The 15,447-nt window shown below is 71.1% G+C and carries 19 protein-coding genes; 12 read left to right on the top strand and 7 right to left on the bottom strand.

Annotated elements, in window-relative coordinates; all coding sequences use genetic code 11:
• The first annotated feature begins 22 nt into the window (after positions 1–22).
• On the top strand, positions 23–295 hold the full coding sequence (locus BCF44_RS17955; protein WP_116175411.1) for a hypothetical protein: 273 nt from the start codon (positions 23–25) through the stop codon (positions 293–295).
• Here the strand turns inward: BCF44_RS17955 and BCF44_RS17950 are convergent.
• Both BCF44_RS17950 and mptB read right to left on the bottom strand, forming a co-directional pair.
• Complete coding sequence (locus tag BCF44_RS17950) at positions 292–1,149, bottom strand: phytoene/squalene synthase family protein (protein WP_116175410.1); 858 nt, start codon at positions 1,147–1,149, stop codon at positions 292–294. The genes BCF44_RS17955 and BCF44_RS17950 overlap by 4 nt on opposite strands.
• On the bottom strand, positions 1,146–2,696 hold the full coding sequence (gene mptB / locus BCF44_RS17945) for a polyprenol phosphomannose-dependent alpha 1,6 mannosyltransferase MptB (protein ID WP_246015196.1): 1,551 nt from the start codon (positions 2,694–2,696) through the stop codon (positions 1,146–1,148). The genes BCF44_RS17950 and mptB overlap by 4 nt, the downstream gene beginning before the upstream one ends.
• 187 nt (positions 2,697–2,883) lie before the next feature.
• Between mptB and BCF44_RS17940 the strand changes: the two genes are divergently transcribed.
• Positions 2,884–4,476 carry a long-chain-fatty-acid--CoA ligase gene (locus tag BCF44_RS17940; RefSeq protein ID WP_147328526.1) on the top strand — a complete coding sequence of 531 codons (1,593 nt, stop codon included), beginning with the start codon at positions 2,884–2,886 and terminating at the stop codon, positions 4,474–4,476.
• On the opposite strand, the gene BCF44_RS17935 is transcribed toward BCF44_RS17940, so the two are convergent.
• On the bottom strand, positions 4,454–4,906 hold the full coding sequence (locus tag BCF44_RS17935; protein WP_170217587.1) for a MarR family winged helix-turn-helix transcriptional regulator: 453 nt from the start codon (positions 4,904–4,906) through the stop codon (positions 4,454–4,456). The genes BCF44_RS17940 and BCF44_RS17935 overlap by 23 nt on opposite strands.
• A gap of 26 nt (positions 4,907–4,932) precedes the next feature.
• Between BCF44_RS17935 and BCF44_RS17930 the strand changes: the two genes are divergently transcribed.
• Complete coding sequence (locus BCF44_RS17930) at positions 4,933–5,757, top strand: p-hydroxycinnamoyl CoA hydratase/lyase (RefSeq protein WP_116175407.1); 825 nt, start codon at positions 4,933–4,935, stop codon at positions 5,755–5,757.
• Here the strand turns inward: BCF44_RS17930 and BCF44_RS17925 are convergent.
• Positions 5,742–6,599 carry a helix-turn-helix transcriptional regulator gene (locus BCF44_RS17925; RefSeq protein ID WP_116175406.1) on the bottom strand — a complete coding sequence of 286 codons (858 nt, stop codon included), beginning with the start codon at positions 6,597–6,599 and terminating at the stop codon, positions 5,742–5,744. The two genes, BCF44_RS17930 and BCF44_RS17925, sit on opposite strands and share 16 nt — an antisense overlap.
• Before the next feature lie 101 nt (positions 6,600–6,700).
• Here BCF44_RS17925 and BCF44_RS17920 point away from each other — a divergent pair, with 101 nt between their 5' ends.
• Positions 6,701–7,468: an SDR family oxidoreductase gene (locus BCF44_RS17920; protein ID WP_116175405.1), complete on the top strand. Its 768-nt coding sequence runs from the start codon at positions 6,701–6,703 to the stop codon at positions 7,466–7,468.
• A gap of 66 nt (positions 7,469–7,534) precedes the next feature.
• Here BCF44_RS17920 and BCF44_RS17915 read toward each other — a convergent pair whose 3' ends face one another.
• Positions 7,535–8,299 (bottom strand): crotonase/enoyl-CoA hydratase family protein, encoded by a 765-nt coding sequence (locus BCF44_RS17915; protein WP_116175530.1) that lies wholly within the window; start codon positions 8,297–8,299, stop codon positions 7,535–7,537.
• A gap of 49 nt (positions 8,300–8,348) precedes the next feature.
• Between BCF44_RS17915 and BCF44_RS17910 the strand changes: the two genes are divergently transcribed.
• The 8 genes from BCF44_RS17910 (at position 8,349) to BCF44_RS17875 (ending at position 13,620) form a co-directional block, all read left to right on the top strand.
• A complete protein-coding gene (locus BCF44_RS17910) occupies positions 8,349–8,987 on the top strand; it encodes an HNH endonuclease family protein (RefSeq protein ID WP_116175404.1) in 639 nt (212 codons plus the stop codon).
• A 179-nt stretch (positions 8,988–9,166) separates the two neighbouring features.
• On the top strand, positions 9,167–9,316 hold the full coding sequence (locus BCF44_RS17905; protein WP_246015194.1) for a hypothetical protein: 150 nt from the start codon (positions 9,167–9,169) through the stop codon (positions 9,314–9,316).
• A gap of 178 nt (positions 9,317–9,494) precedes the next feature.
• Positions 9,495–9,986, top strand: a complete 492-nt coding sequence (locus tag BCF44_RS17900; RefSeq protein ID WP_116175403.1) for a helix-turn-helix transcriptional regulator — start codon at positions 9,495–9,497, stop codon at positions 9,984–9,986.
• A gap of 72 nt (positions 9,987–10,058) precedes the next feature.
• Positions 10,059–10,889, top strand: a complete 831-nt coding sequence (locus BCF44_RS17895) for a lytic transglycosylase domain-containing protein (RefSeq protein ID WP_116175402.1) — start codon at positions 10,059–10,061, stop codon at positions 10,887–10,889.
• A 24-nt stretch (positions 10,890–10,913) separates the two neighbouring features.
• Positions 10,914–11,303 (top strand): hypothetical protein, encoded by a 390-nt coding sequence (locus tag BCF44_RS17890; protein ID WP_246015192.1) that lies wholly within the window; start codon positions 10,914–10,916, stop codon positions 11,301–11,303.
• Positions 11,304–11,307: 4 nt separating this feature from the next.
• Positions 11,308–11,625: a DUF3817 domain-containing protein gene (locus BCF44_RS17885; protein WP_116175401.1), complete on the top strand. Its 318-nt coding sequence runs from the start codon at positions 11,308–11,310 to the stop codon at positions 11,623–11,625.
• 47 nt (positions 11,626–11,672) lie between these two features.
• Entirely contained in the window at positions 11,673–12,986 is a 1,314-nt protein-coding gene (locus tag BCF44_RS17880) for a nucleobase:cation symporter-2 family protein (protein WP_116175400.1), read from the top strand.
• A gap of 28 nt (positions 12,987–13,014) precedes the next feature.
• Positions 13,015–13,620: a malonic semialdehyde reductase gene (locus tag BCF44_RS17875; protein ID WP_116175399.1), complete on the top strand. Its 606-nt coding sequence runs from the start codon at positions 13,015–13,017 to the stop codon at positions 13,618–13,620.
• A 79-nt stretch (positions 13,621–13,699) separates the two neighbouring features.
• On the opposite strand, the gene BCF44_RS17870 is transcribed toward BCF44_RS17875, so the two are convergent.
• Both BCF44_RS17870 and BCF44_RS17865 read right to left on the bottom strand, forming a co-directional pair.
• Positions 13,700–14,392 (bottom strand): hypothetical protein, encoded by a 693-nt coding sequence (locus BCF44_RS17870; protein WP_116175398.1) that lies wholly within the window; start codon positions 14,390–14,392, stop codon positions 13,700–13,702.
• 72 nt (positions 14,393–14,464) lie between these two features.
• Positions 14,465–15,412 carry a DUF3152 domain-containing protein gene (locus BCF44_RS17865; protein WP_147328525.1) on the bottom strand — a complete coding sequence of 316 codons (948 nt, stop codon included), beginning with the start codon at positions 15,410–15,412 and terminating at the stop codon, positions 14,465–14,467.
• Between the last annotated feature and the right edge of the window lie 35 nt (positions 15,413–15,447).

The following is a 15,447-nucleotide window of genomic DNA, read 5'->3' as shown; positions in this document are numbered from 1 at the left end:
CGAGAGGACCCCCATGTCACGGATGGCCCGTACCGCCGGCCTCGCCGTCGCCCTGCTGGCCGGGACGGCGGCGCCGCTGCTGCTGACCGCGGCCCCGGCCCAGGCGGCGGCCCAGGACTGCATGCAGTACCTGGTCGACCACCACGACCCGATGACCCAGCAGGCGGTCACGGGCTGCGCCTTCGGCGCGGTGCTGGCCAAGGCGACCTGCGTCAACCAGATGACGACGAACGGCGTGCCGGCGCAGGACGCCAGGGAGGCCTGCACGCTGGCCGGGCAGAACGGCCAGAACTAGCGGGCGAGGATCGCGCGGACCAGCCCCGGCCCGGCCACGGCGAGCCGGCGGCTGGTCGGCACGACGGCCCGCGGGCCGAACACGTCGTACGAACGGCGACCCAGCTCGTCGAGGATGCCCTGGTACAGGGTGAAGGCCACGGACACGCACGGCCGCGCGGCGGGCGCCAGCAACGGGATGCCGGCGGCCGCGAAGCGGTAGACGGCCCGCGTGCGTGCGGCCACGTGGGCCAGGGCGGCCCGCACACGCCGGTCCTGACGGGAACCGGCCCGGCACCACTCCAGCAGCGCCCGGTCGACCCCGAAGGCGGCGAGCTCGTCCAGCGGCAGGTAGACCCGCCCCCGGTCGAGGTCCTCGGCGACGTCGCGGAGGAAGTTCGTCAGCTGGAACGCCTCGCCCAGCGCCGCCGCGTACGGCTCGGCGCCGGCCGCGAAACCCAGCACCGGCAGCATCTGCAGCCCGATGACCTCCGCCGACCCCCGCATGTACGTGCGGAGCTCCGCGTACGAGGCGTACTCGGTCTGGTGCAGGTCCATCCGCATCGACGCGAGGAACTCCTCGAACAGCGTGTGCTCGATGCCGTACCGGCGCACGGTGTCGGCCAGCGCGGCCAGCACGGGGCGCTCGGGCGCCCCGGCCAGGGCCAGCTTCAGCTGCCGCTCCAGCTCGTCGAGCTCCAGCGCCGGCGTCGAACCCGGGTTGTCCACGACCTCGTCGGCGAGCCGGGCGAAGCCGTACAGCGCGTGCACAGCGGGCCGGCGGTCGGCCGGCAGCAGCAGAGTGGCTAGGTAGAACGTCTTGCCGTGGTGGGCGTTGAGCCGGCGGCACTGCGCGTAGGCGGCCTCCAGGCTCACTGGTGGTGCCTCAGCGCCTTCTCGGGGGCGTCGCGCACGATCCGCAGCGAGAGGTTGAGCGGGTCGGGCTTGAGCAGCGACACCGCGGCCAGCACGGACACGCCGAGGATGACCACCAGGTAGCCCCAGTCGTACAGCGCGGTCCCGCCGGACGGGTACGTGATCAGCAGCAGCCACACGGAGCCGCAGGCGGCCAGCGTGAGACCGGCGGTGCTCCACGCGAAGCCGGCGCCGAGCACGAGCGCCCAGCTGAAGTACCAGGGCAGCGTCACGGGGGCGAGCAGCGCGAAGGCGGCCATGCCGAGCGCGGCTCGGCGGACGGCGTCGTTGCCGCCGTCGCGGGCCAGCCACCACTGCTTGACCAGGATGTACAGCAGCAGGAGCGTGCCGACGGTCCGGCACACGGTGATGAACGGCGTGGCGTCGCCCCAGGGGTGCACCCAGTTCACCACCGTGTACACGGCCTGCCCGATGCCGGACGGCAGCGACAGCCAGTTGATGACGATGGACGACCCGCTCAGCGCCGGGATCCAGCCCAGGTCCACACCGGCGATCAGCGTGCACAGCACGAACACGCCGCCGAACACGCCGACCGCGGTGAACGAGGCCTTCACGAACCGGTAGCGCCGGGTGGCGTTGGGGATGTGCGTCATCCACACCCAGATCAGGAACGGCAGCGCGATCGCGGCGGTGGCCTTCACCGAGAACGCCAGCGCCAGCAGCGCGATCCCGGCCACGTGTCTGCGGTCCAGCACCAGCACGACGGCGGCGGCCATCATGCCGATCATGAGCATGTCGTTGTGCGCGCCGCCGATCAGGTGCACCACCAGCAGCGGGTTGGCGCCGACCAGCCACAGCGCGATCGAGGAGTTGCCGCCGAGCCGGTCGGCCAGCCGCGGCAGCGCCCACCACAGCGCCGCGAAGCCCACGGCCAGCACCAGGCGCATCAGGATGACGCCGCTGATCAGCGAGGTCAGGCCGTCGCCGGTGATGGCCACGATGCCCTTGGCCAGCAGCACGAACAGCGGCCCGTACGGCGAGGGCGTGTTCTGCCAGACGATGCTGACGTTGTCGGACAGCGCGTTGGGCAGCGCGGACGGCCCCACCGCGTACGGGTCGAGGCCGTGCAGCGCCAGGTCGCCCTGGGCGAGGTAGCTGTAGACGTCCTTGCTGAACAGCGGCGGCGCGACCAGCAGCGGGGCGATCCACATGACGATGACCCGGATCATGTACGCGTGGTTGACCCGGCCCGCGCGGGCGTGCCGGCCGAGCCGGATCCAGGCCCAGATGGCCAGACCCAGGCCCACGTACAGCATCCAGGTGGCCAGCATCATGCCGTGGCCGTAGCGGATCCAGTTGAACGCCCCGTTGGCCAGCAGCGGGTCGTGGATCAGGGTGGCGCCGGCGCCCATGCCGCCGCCGGCGATCAGCACCATGCCGGCCATGCCGAGCAGCGCCGTGCGGATCGGGAACGGCCACACGCGCTCGGGCTCGGGCGGCACGACGGCCCGCAGCACCGTCGTCGGCCGCGTAGGGCCGAGCGGCACCGGTGCAGGGTCGGCGCTGGAGCGTGGAATCGAAGGCGTCGCGGGCATCGCGCCGTCCATCGTCCCACAACCGCGGAGGCGGCGAGCGCGGACCGGCCTCCCCGTCACACGGAGTTCACCGCCGGACCGTGTCGAATATCAGGTAACCTGATATTATCGGTGGCGGAGATCACCCGAGGAGGCGGTCGTGAGGTCGTTGATGCAGGACGTCCCGCTGACGCTCGACCTGGTGCTGCGCCGCTGCCTGGAGACCGGTGCGCACGTCGAGGTGGTGTCCGTGACACCAGCCGGCGTAGTGCGTACGACCTGGGGCGACATCGGACGCCGCGCGACTGCCTTGCACGGCGTGGTGGACGGTCTCGGCGTCGCGCCGGGCGGTCGGGTCGCAACGTTCGCGTGGAACACACACCGACACGTGGAGCTGTTCCTGGGGGTGCCGTGTGCTGGCCGTGTCGTGCACGGCGTCAACGTGCGGCTAACTGATGACGAAATCCTCTACCAGCTGCACAACGCCGGCGACGAGGTGCTGTTCGTCGACGCCTCACTCACGAGCCGACTGTCCTCTTGCGCAGATCGACTGCCGGTGCGTGAGGTCGTCGTGTTGGAGGACGGCGGCACTGTGCACGAGGCGTTCGCCAACTGCCCGCGCTACGAGGACCTGCTCGACGCGGTGCCTGAGGCGGAACCGGTGCCGCGCGCGGAACCTGATGATGCCGCCTGGATCTGTTACACGAGCGGCACCACCGGTCGACCCAAGGGCGTGGTGTCCTCACATCTCGCGTGCGTGCTGCACTCGTTGTCGTCCATGACGGTCGACTCGCACGCGGTGTCCCGAGAGGACGTGCTGCTCGCGGCCACGCCGCTGTTCCACGTCAACGCGTGGGGCCTCGGCTACACGACCGCACTGGCCGGCGCGAAGCTCGTGCTGCCCGGTCGTGACGCCAGCGGTGGCGCGCTGGCGGCGCTCATCGAGGCGGAGCGCGTGACGGTCGCCGCTGCCGTGCCGACGGTGTGGGTCGACCTGCTCGGCCGCGCGTCGAAGCCGTACGACATCTCGACGCTGAGCCGCGCCCTGAGCGGCGGCGCGCCGGCGACGCGGGCGCTGCTGGAGGACGTCGCCGGGCGCGGCCTCGTGTTCCACAAGGGCTGGGGCATGACGGAGATGCTGCCCAGCGGCACCATGCAGGTGCAGCGGCCCGACAGCCCGCTCGGGGCGCTGACCGCGGTCGGCAAACCGGCCGCGGGCGTGCGGGTGCGGCTGGTCGGCCCGGACGGCGCGGTGCTGCCGTGGGACGGCCGCGCCACCGGCGAGCTGGAGACCAGCGGTCCGTGGGTGATCCGCGCCTACCTCGACCCGGACGACGACAGCAACGAGAGCCGGTTCCACGACGGCTGGTTGCGCACCGGCGACCTGGCGGTGATCCATCCGGACGCCACCGTGGAGATCGTCGACCGGGTCAAGGACGTGATCAAGTCCGGCGGGGAGTGGATCAGCTCGCTGGCCCTGGAGCAGGCGCTGGCCGCCCATCCCGGCGTCGCGCAGGTGGCGGTGGTCGCGGTGCCGGACGACAAGTGGGGCGAGCGCCCGGCGGCGGCCGTGGTGGCGGCCGACGGCGCCGCGCCGTGCGCGGCCGAGCTGGCGGAGTTCCTGGCCGGCCGGGTGCCGCGGTGGTGGCTGCCGGAGCGGATCGAGGTGCTGGACGAGCTGCCGCTGACCACCGTCGGCAAGTGCGACAAGAAGGCGCTGCGGGCCCGGTTCAGCTCTCCGAGCCGGAGCTGAGCATGCGCACGCAGCTGCGCAGCAGCCCCGGCAGCCGCTCGCGGTCCCCGGTGGCCAACTCGGCCAGCATGCGCGCCTCGATCTCGTTGATCAGGGGCTCGATCCGGGCCAGCACGGCCTCGCCGGCCGGGGTGAGCTCGGTGCGCATGATCCGGCCGTGCGTGGGGTCGGCCTCGCGGCGGATCAGGCCGGCCTTGGTCAGCGCGGCCAGCACCTCGCTCATCGACTGCGGGGTGGTCATCGCGCGCCGGGCCAGCTGCGCGTTGGACAGGCCGGTCTGCCGCTGCAGCACGGACAGCGTCGTGTACTGCGGCACGGTCAGCCCGTGCGGGCGCACGGCGTCCTCGATGAGCAGCCGCAGCGCGCGGTCGAGCCGGCCGACCAGATAGCTCAGCCGCGGTTCCTGCGCTTGCTGCGGGTGTGCGGACACCAGACGAAAATACCCGGGAGGTTGGTATGGGCCAGTGGGAGACGGTCACCGTCGAGGTGGTCGACGGGATCGGCTGGGTGGAGCTGAACCGCCCGGACAAGCGCAACGCGATGAGCCCGACGCTGAACGCCGAGATGATCGACGTGCTGCACACGCTGGAGGCCGACCGCTCGTGCGGCGTGCTGGTGCTCACCGGCGCGGGCGACGCCTGGTCGGCGGGCATGGACCTCAAGGAGTACTTCCGTGAGGTCGACGAGTCCGGTGACGAGGCGTTGCAGGCGCGGGTGCGCCGCGACTCGTTCGAGTGGCACTGGCGGCTGCTGCGCAACTACGCCAAGCCCACCATCGCGATGGTCAACGGCTGGTGCTTCGGCGGCGCGTTCGTCCCGCTCATCGGCTGCGACCTGGCGATCGCCGCCGACGAGGCCCGGTTCGGGCTGTCGGAGATCAACTGGGGCATTCCGCCGGGCGGGCTGGTGAGCCGGGCGCTGGCCGAGACCGTCGGCTCGCGGGAGGCGCTGTTCTACATCATGACCGGCCGGCTGTTCGACGGGCAGCAGGCGGCGCGGATGGGCCTGGTCAACTCGAGCGTGCCGCTTTCGGAACTGCGCTCGGAGGTGGAGTCGCTGGCGAAGGAGCTGCTGGACAAGAACCCGGTGGTGCTGCGCGCGGCGAAGATCGGCTTCCGGAACTGCCGCAGCATGGACACCGAGGGCGCGCTGGACTACCTGTACGCGAAGCTGGAGCAGTCCCAGTTCCTGGACAAGTCGCAGGGCCGGCAGCAGGGCTTGCAGCAGTTCCTGGACGACAAGACGATCCGGCCCGGACTGCAGGCCTACAGCCGCTCCTGAACCGGGGCCGCCGTCCAGCTGCGCAGCAGTTGGATCCGCTCCGCGGTGGGGGAGCCCGGCTCCACGTTGTAGACGCACAGCATCTGGTCGGCGTCGCCGGGCAGCAGCAGCGCCTCGTACTGGAAGTGCAGCTCGCCGACCAACGGATGCCGGTAGCTCTTGGCGCCGTGGGTCCGTTGCAGCACCTTGTGGTCGTGCCACCAGCCCGAGAACTCCGGCGACCGCACCATCAGCTCGCCGATCAGGTCGGCCAGCTGCTTGTCCTTGGGGTGGTGGCTGGCCTCCAGCCGCAGCATCGCGACGGTTTCCGAGGCGTAGCGCTCCCATTCGTCGCTACGCGAGCGTGACTCGGGATCGAGCAGCAGGTACCGGGCGAGGTTGCGCTCGGCCGGCGGCAGCGCGTCGAAGTCCGTCAGGACGGCGCGGCCCAGGGCGTTGCTGGCCAGGATGTCCGTGCGGCGGCCGAGCACGAACGCCGGCACGTGGTCCAGCGTCTGCAACAACAGGTACAGGCCGGGCCGCACCCGCTGCGGGCCGGACGTCGGCGCGCGACGGGTCGGCCCCGGCTTGGTCATCAGGTTCGTCAGGTGCTGGCGCTCGCTCGGGTCCAGCCGCAGCGCGCCGCCGATCGCCTCGACGATCTCCGGCGACGGATTGCCGACCCGTCCCTGCTCCAGGCGCGTGTAGTACTCGATGGAGATGCCCGCCAGCCGCGCCACCTCGTCGCGGCGCAGGCCCGGCACGCGGCGCGCCCGGCCGTCCGACGGCACGCCCGCCGCGTCCGGGCTGATGCGGGCCCGGCGGGTGCGGAGGAAGTCGGCGATCTCGGCGCTGCGGTCCATGCCCTCCAGTGTGGCTCGCGGTCGGTTGTCGTGGGTGGCCCTGTGCGTACCAGTCAGCACGAGAGCTGGTTGCGGGCCTTCGCGGCGGCGAGTGTTGAGGCATGGAAACCGTGAAGTCCCTTGAGGGTCGTGTCGCAGTGATCACCGGTGCGTCGAGCGGGATCGGGGAGGCCGCCGCCGAGCACCTCGCCGAACTCGGCGCCCGGGTCGTCGTGCTGGCTCGGCGGGCCGACCGGCTCGGCGAGCTCGTCACCCGGATCGAGAAGAACGGGGGCCAGGCAGTGGCGATCGCCGCCGACGTGTCCGACGCCGCGTCGGTGCAGGCCGCCGCCGACCGCGTTCTCGCCGAGTTCGGCGGGGCCGACCTGCTGTTCAACAACGCCGGTGTGATGCTGCCGGCGCCCGTCGACCAGGTGCGGGCCGACCTGTGGCAGCAGGAGATCGACACCAACGTCACCGGTCTGATGAACGCCATCGGGGCCTTCGTGCCCCAGTTGATCGCCTCGGCCGCTCGGACCGGCGTCGCCGACCTGATCAACACGTCCTCGATCGGCGCGCAGAACATCTACCCCAACTTCGCCGTGTACGCCGGCACCAAGGCGTTCGTGACGCACTCGTCCCGCCAGCTGCGGGCCGAGCTGGGCAGCCGCAACGTCCGGGTGTCGGTGGTCGAGCCGGGGCTGGTGCGGACCGAGCTCCAGGGTCACGTGACGGATCCGGGGGCGAACGCGTGGCTGGACGGCGTGAAGGACAGCCTGGAGTGGCTGGTGGCCGAGGACATCGCCCGCACCGTCGGCTTCATCGCCACCCTGCCCCGGCACGTGAACATCCAGCAGATCACCGTGATGCCGACGGCGCAGGCGAGCTGAACGAAAGTTGGTGCAGGGAAGGACGCCTTACCCTCGTTGACCGCAGGCAAGGCGTCCTTCCCTGCATCAGAAAGCGCCGTGGCGCCCGGCGCCGGCGGCGAATCGGGTGGCCCCCGCCAGCGCGTCGGTCGCCAGGGATTCCTTGCCGTAGCGGAGTTCCACCGCCAGAGCGTCCGGTTCGGACAGTCCGTGCTGGTCCCGCGCCGACAGCCGGTCGTTGCGCAGGCAGGTCTGCGGGAACGCGGCGATCTGCTCGGCCAGAGCGACCGCGGCGTCCAACGCCTGGCCGGCGGGCACGACCCGGTTGGCCAACCCGATCGCCAGCGCCTCGGCGGCGTCGACCGGGCGGCCGGTGAGGATGAGGTCCATGGCGCGGCTCTCGCCGATCAGCCGCGGCAGCCGCACGGTGCCGCCGTCGATCAGCGGCACGCCCCAGCGCCGGCAGAACACGCCGAACACCGCCGTCTCGTCGGCGACCCGGAGGTCGCACCACAGGGCGAGCTCCAGGCCGCCGGCGACGGCGTGGCCGCTGACGGCGGCGATCACCGGCTTGCCCAGGCGCATACGGGTGGGCCCCATGGGGCCGTCGCCGTCGTCGGTCACGGCGTTGCCGCGCCCGGTGCCGATGGCCTTGAGGTCGGCGCCGGCGCAGAAGGTGCCGCCGGTTCCGGTCAGCACGGAGACGCTCGCGGCCGGGTCGGCGTCGAAGGCGCGGAAGGCGTCGGCCAGTGCGGCGGCGGTCGGGCCGTCCACCGCATTGCGGGCCGCCGGGCGGTCGATGGACACAATCGTGACGGCTCCGCGAGTTTCCACGAGGACTTCTCCAGCCATGCCGGCCAGGTTGCCATGAAATTGCATGGCGACGGGAAATGATCTGGCGATGCGCACACGGAGTTGGCTGTTGACCCTTGCCGCGGTTGTCGTTCTCGTGATAGCGGCGTTCGTCGCCAAGGATGTTGCCGGCCCGGCAGCCCCGGCCAGCGGTTCCTCACCCGCCCAGGTGCAGTTGGCGCAGCTGCCGATCGGGACCTGGCACTCGATGGCCGGCTATTCGCGGGACCGCTTCAAGCACTGGATCACGCAGGGTAACGGGTGCGACACCCGGGAGGTGGTCATCGAGCGGGACGGCAAGGACGTGCGCAAGGACGCCTCCTGCCGCGCGACCGGCGGCAAGTGGGTCAGCCCGTACGACAGCAAGCAGATCATCAGGGCCGGCGACCTGGACATCGACCACGTCGTGCCGCTGGCCGCGGCCTGGCGGACCGGCGCCGACAAGTGGACCGACCAGCGCCGCCAGGACTTCGCCAACGACCTGACCGCTCCGCAGCTGCTGGCCGTGTCGGCGTCGAGCAACCGCGGCAAGGGCGACCAGGACCCGGCCAACTGGAAGCCGGCCAACCAGGGCTTCTGGTGCACGTACGCGACCAACTGGGTGATCGTGAAGCACACCTACCAGCTGTTCGTGACCCAGGCCGAGCACGACGCGCTGGCGCAGATGCTGGCCACGTGCCCGAGTTGACACCTTCGTGCACTCTGACCTGCGATCACTCCCTCGTACGCTACCGTTTGGACCGACCCGTCGGAGTTAACCCGAACCGGGAACGACGACACGCCCGCCTGCGCTCTGTGACCTCGGCCTTCGCATGGTCGATCATGGACCCCGACGGGCTGTCCGCGATCGAAGAAGGTGCACGAGGGATGAAAAGGGTTCTCATCTTCGCCGGCGTCGCCCTGCTGCTGTTCGCCCTGATCGCCCAGCCGGTGACGTCCGCGAACTGGGTGAAGGAGATCCTCGGCGGGCTCGGTCACGGAGCGCAAGCGATCATCACGTTCGTGCAGCAACTCTAGCCGCGAGTGACACCTGCTCGGCCGATTGCGCAAAGTAGTCAGCGCAGGCACAGTTCCACCGACCGGGTGCATTAACCCCGATCACACCCAGGTAACGGGAATCGGGTCTAGCGGTGCTCCGGCGGAACGCAATACGGTTCGCAGGCGTTGGGTGATCATCAGCCATGAGGAGGCACGGATGGTCGAAGACTCCGGGGTCGACGAGCTCGTCAGGCAGTGGACTGCCGAGCGGTCGCAGGACGCCGAGCTCCAAGAGGTGAATCGGATCAAGTCCCAGTGGCTTGCCGAGACGCCGACCGTTCCGCGCCAGCGGCCCGGGATTCCCGCCCAGCGGGGCGCCCGAGGCAGCGCCCGCGGACTGTTCGAGGTGGACGCCGTCGACCCGGCCTACCTGGCGGCGATGCGCAAGCGCCTGCCCGGGGTGCCCGACGAGCTGCTCACCGAGGTCGCGACGTGCTGGCAGCTGGCCGGCGCCGTCGAGGAGGCCGAGGCCTGGTGGGACGCCGGCATTAGCCCGCTCGACCAGCGTGCGCTGGACTACCGCGCGGCCGGCCTGGCGCCGTCCGACCTGGCGCGCCGACTCGGCCCGCTCACCGTGCTGGAGCACCTGCGTCGGGGCAGTGCGGCAGCCTGGTGCGTGGCCCGGCTGAACCGGCAGCAGCGTCCCTGAATCGGGCGAACCGGCGGTGACGCACCGCCGGTAGCCAGTGGTTTTGAGGCTACTAGCGGGTAGCCTGTCGTGATGGCGATCCAGCAGTCCGAGCCGACGGCGACGTCGTCCGCTCGCCCACCGAGGGTGGTGTTCCGGCTGCTGGTTGTCTTCCTTGTGCTCGCGGTGGCGGGCGCGGCGCTGTGGCTGGTCGACCGGGCCAGCACGCCCACGCCTCATCCCGTCGCGGTCGACTTCCCCGCACTGCACGTCGCCCCGGCGCCGGTGCAGGTCGGTGCGGCGGCCCCGGCCGCCGACGCCGCGCAGCCCTCGGCCCAGGCCAGCGCCGCCGGCCAGCAGGAGACCGCCGACGCGTGGCTGTCCCGCGTGTCCGCAGCCACCGGCATCCCGGCCCGCGCGCTGCGCGCGTACGCCAACGCCGACCTGACCATGGCCAAGGTGCAGCCCGCCTGCCACCTGCCGTGGACGATGCTCGCCGGCATCGGGCGCATCGAGTCCGACCACGGCCGCTACGGCGGCGCGTCGCTGGCGGCCAACGGCGACGAGACCAAGCCGATCATCGGGGTGCCGCTCAACGGCGCCGGCGTGGCGAACATCTCCGACACCGACGGCGGATCGCTGGACGGCGACCCGGTGCACGACCGAGCCGTCGGGCCGATGCAGTTCATCCCGTCCACCTGGCGGAACTGGGCCTCGGACGGCAACGGCGACGGCGTGGCCAACCCGCAGAACATCGACGACGCCGCCGTGACCGCCGGGCGCTACCTGTGCGCGGGCGGGCGCGACCTGGCCACCGCCGCCGGGTGGTGGGCGGCCGTGCTGTCGTACAACGACTCGGTGGAATACGGGCAAAAGGTGTTCACGGTGGCGGATGCGGCGGCCAAGGCCAGTGCCGGCCGCTGACCCGGCGGTGTTACCGTCGACATCGTGGTTCGAGGTCTGCTAGCCCCGCGCTGGCTGCTGGTGCACCTGCTGGCATTGGTGGCGATGCTGGCCTGCTTCCGACTCGGCTGGTGGCAGTGGGACCGGTCGCAGGAGTCGACCGGCAGCCTGCAGAACCTCGGCTATGCCCTCCAGTGGCCGCTGTTCGGTCTGTTCGTCCCGTTCATGTACTGGCGGATGTGGCAGCTGGACAAGGAACGCCGCGCCGGCGAGGCCGCGTCGGCGGAGCCCGTCGCCGAGCCCGAGGCGCCCGTGGCCAAGCCGCGGCGGTCGCCGACCGAATGGCGCCAGGCCGCCGAGGCCGACCGGGTGGACGACGCGATGGCGCAGTACAACAGCTACCTCGCGGCGCTGAGCGCGAGAGACGGAGAGTAAGTCGATGAAGGGCTCCCTCGCCCGGTTCCGGTTCATGGCCTACCTGACCGGTGTCGGTCTGCTCGTGCTGACCGTGGGCGTGATCATCAAGTACACCGCGGACGCGCCCACCCTGGTCGCCGTCGTCGGCCCGATCCACGGCTTCCTCTACATGGTCTACCTGGTGTGCGCCTTCGACCTGTCGCTGAAGTCCAAGTGGCAGCCGCTGTACACGCTGGGCGTGCTGCTCGCCGGCACCATCCCGTTCCTGTCCTTCGTGGCCGAGCGCAAGGTCACGCACCGGGTCATCGCGCGGCTGACGGAGTCCGCCCCAGCTGCCTGACGATCGGCGTGACGCGGCGGTAACGCGGCGGACCTAGACTCCGCACGATGACCGTGCACCCTGTCGACCAGCGGCTACCCGCTGGCCAGCTGCTCACGTTCGGACTCCAGCACGTGCTCGCGATGTACGCGGGCGCGGTGGCCGTGCCGCTCATCGTCGGCGGCGCGATGCATCTGTCCACTGCGGACATCGGCTACCTGGTCAACGCCGACCTGCTGGTGTCCGGGGTGGCGACCCTGTTGCAGTGCCTGGGCGTCTGGGTCTTCGGCGCGCGGCTGCCGATCATGCAGGGCTGCACGTTCGCGGCGGTGACGCCGATGGTCATGATCGGCACCACCGGTGGCGGGCTGCCCGCCGGCTACGGCGCGATCATCGTGTCCGGGCTGGTGGTGGTGCTGCTCGCGCCGTACTTCTCCCGCCTGACGCGGTTCTTCCCGCCGGTGGTGACCGGGACGATCATCCTGGTGATCGGGGTGTCGCTGCTGCCGGTCGCGGTCGGCTGGGCCGCCGGCGGCGTCGGCACGCCCGGCTTCGGCAAGCCGCTGAACCTCGCCGTGGCGTTCGGGGTGCTGGTGCTCGTCGTGCTGGTGCACCGTTTCGTGCCGGGTCTGCTCGGCCGGATCGCCGTGCTGGTGGGCATCGTGGTCGGCACGGTCGCGGCGATTCCGTTGGGGCTGACCGATTTCTCGCACGTGGGCGGTTCGCCGGCGATCGAGGTCACCACGCCGTTCCACTTCGGACTGCCGACCTTCGAGCCCGGCGCGATCGTGGCGTTCGTGATCGTGATGCTGGTGACGATGACCGAGACCAGCGGCAGCGTGCTGGCCGTCGGCGAGATCGTGGACCGGCCCGTGGACACCACGACGCTGGCCCGGGCGCTGCGCGCGGACGGCCTGTCCAGCCTGCTCGGCGGCATCTTCAACACGTTCCCGTACACCGCTTTCGGGCAGAACGTGGGGCTGGTGGCGCTGACCCGGGTGCGCAGCCGGTACGTGGTCGCCACCGCCGGCGGCATTCTCGTGCTGCTGGGGCTCGTCCCGGTGCTGGGGGAGATCGTCGCCTCGGTGCCGCAGCCGGTGCTGGGCGGCGCCGGCATCGTCATGTTCGGCTCGGTGGCGGCCGGCGGGGTGCGCATGCTCAAGCAGGTGTCGTTCGACGGCACCAACAACCTGATGATCATCGCCGTCGCGCTGGGCATCGGCCTGGTGCCGGTGGCCGCGCCGACCGTGTACGCCCAGTTCCCCGGGTGGTTCCAGACGATCATGAACTCCGGCATCAGCGCCGGCAGCATCGCCGCCGTGCTGCTCAACCTCCTCTTCAACGGTGTGAAGGTGAACACTCAACCTTCCGATCTGAAATAGTTGAGCGCTCAGCATCGTTGCGGACGGCATGACCGCGACACTCGACGCCCTCGAACTCGAGCGCTCCGCCCAGGAGCTGCTGTTCCACGAGGCCCGCACCGCCAACACCTTCTCCGACGAGCCCGTCTCCGACGAGCAGCTGCGGGCCATCTACGACCTGGTCAAGTGGGCCCCGACCAGCATGAACATCCAGCCGCTGCGGGTCACCTTCATCCGCAGCGAGGAGGCTCGGGCGCGGCTGCTGCCGCACATGTCCGAGGGCAACCGGGCCAAGACCGGCACCGCCCCGGTCGTGGCCATCCTGTCCGCCGACAGCGACTTCCACGAGCACCTGCACCGCACGTTCCCGCACGTGCCCAACGCCAAGGACCGCTTCCCGGACGCGTCGAAGCGTCAGGACATGGCCAAGTTCAACGCCCTGCTCCAGGTCGGCTACTTCATCCTCGGCGTGCGCGCCGCCGGCCTCGCCGCCGGGCCCATGACCGGCTTCGACGCCGAGGGCGTGCGCCAGGAGTTCTTCGCCGACGGCACCCAGGAGCCGCTGGTCGTCGTCAACATCGGCAAGCCCGGCCCCGACGCCTGGTTCCCGCGCCTGCCCCGCCTCGACTTCGACGAGGCCGTCGAGATCGTCTGAGCCGCGCCGCCGCCCTGTCGGCGCTGCCGGGAAAGGACCATTCCTGACGTTGAACGTGAGGAATGGTCCTTTCCTGACGTCAGAGGCGGATCGGGACGGGGACGATCCAGCGTCGGATGGTGGTGTCGGCGAGGGTCTTGGCCACGAGCGTGTCCTGGATGCGGGCGTCATGCGCCTCGGCGCGGGCGAGCAGGGCCGCCTTCGCTTCGACCTCCGTACGTATCGCCGCCTCCGCTTCCTCCCGGGTTAGGTAGACCGCCACCGGCCGGGTGATGTCCCGGACGCCGTCGTCGATCTTCACCACGACGACGTGCACGTGCCGGAAACCGCTCGGCGGCTCCGCGATCTCGTTGGTCAGGGCGTCGATGAGCCCGCCGAGCGGGATCACCGGCCCGGTGGGCTCCCAGCCATGCGGCCTCTCGCCGGTGTTCCAGGTCGGCTCGAACGGCAGCGGCATCATGTTCGTCACCATCGAGTCTGGACCGAGGTCGGTCTGCTCGTCCTCCTGCCAGCGGAAGCTGCCGGCGCACACGTGGTCGCGTATGTCGCCGGACTCCAGCACGAACGCGTCCGGAGGGAAGTCCTCGTCCGCACGGGGGCGCCGCACGACCAGTCCGTCATAGGCGGACCGGATGCACTGCCGTTCCACCGCCTTGAACAGCAGGTCCAGTCGCGTCGGCTCGCTCGACTCGACGGCGCGGAGCAGCAACTGCCGGTGCGACACCGTTTGCAGCCAGATGCGGACGCGCCGGTCCGTGCGGAAGAGCTCCATGCGGCCCATGATCGCAGCCGCCGTCGAGCGAAAAACGGCGGCGACGCCGTGCTCGGTGACTTCGACCGCGAGCTACTGGCCCTGGCCGGCGACGGGGAACGGCCACGGGTTTGGCTGGCAGACCTTGCCGTCGTGCGGCACGACCACGCCCTGCGGGTTCTGGGTGGTGAGGTCGGCGAGGTCGTCGTTGGACGTGGACAGGGTCTGCTGCATCATCACCGGCGCCAGCCCGCCGTTCTGCGAGCACGGCAGGTGGTTGCCGCCGAAGAAGTGTCCGACCTCGTGGTTCACGGCGTACTGCTGGTACAGCAGCATGTTGCCCTGGAACGCGACGGCCCCGCGCTCCCAGCGGGCGTCGTTGAGGTACACGGCGTCGTCGAGGCGGCAGGACGTGTCGTACGGGATGTCGAAGCCGCAGACCTGGGGACCGCGGGTGGTCTGCTGGGAGGCGAGCCGGATGTGCAGGTCGGGCTTGCCGGAGTCGACGCGCTTCAGCGCGATCTGGCCGCCGCCGATCCAGCTCTTGGGGTTGGACAGGGTGGCCTGCACCATTGTGGCGAAGTCGGCGTCCCCGCCGGTGGGCTGGAAGCCGTCCTCGACCTCGACGGTGTACGTGGTGAGCTTGCCCTTGCCGACCTGCGGCGAGGTGCCGGGCACGACGTGGAACGTGCCCTTGCCAGGCCCGGGCAGCGGCCCGCCGTCGGGCAGTTGGGCGGAGGCGACCTGCTTGGCGAACTTCGCGCCGGGCGGGGCCTCGCCGACGGACAGCGGGGACGCGGCCCGGCCGGCGGCGGGTGTGGGTGTCGGGGCGGACTCGGCGGTCGCCGGCTCCTTGATCACCTTGAACCCGACGACCGCGCTCAGGGCGATGACCAGCGGAAACACGTACGCCAGCCAGCCCGCTCCCGGTTTGCGGCGCGCGGGACGGGGCGGCTCGGCGGCCGCGGCCAGGGGTTGCGCCGCGTGCCTCGTGTGTTGCCGTGCCTGCCGGAGTCGGCCGCTCGCCGTCAGTCGTGCCACGGTGCTTACTACGCGCCAGTAGCCCGCGCGGTTTG

The sequence above is a fragment of the Kutzneria buriramensis genome, from assembly GCF_003387475.1.
Classification (GTDB): Bacteria; Actinomycetota; Actinomycetes; order Mycobacteriales; family Pseudonocardiaceae; genus Kutzneria; species Kutzneria buriramensis.
The sequence above is the reverse complement of the archived record's forward strand: the minus strand, read 5'-3'. Positions and strand labels throughout refer to the sequence as shown.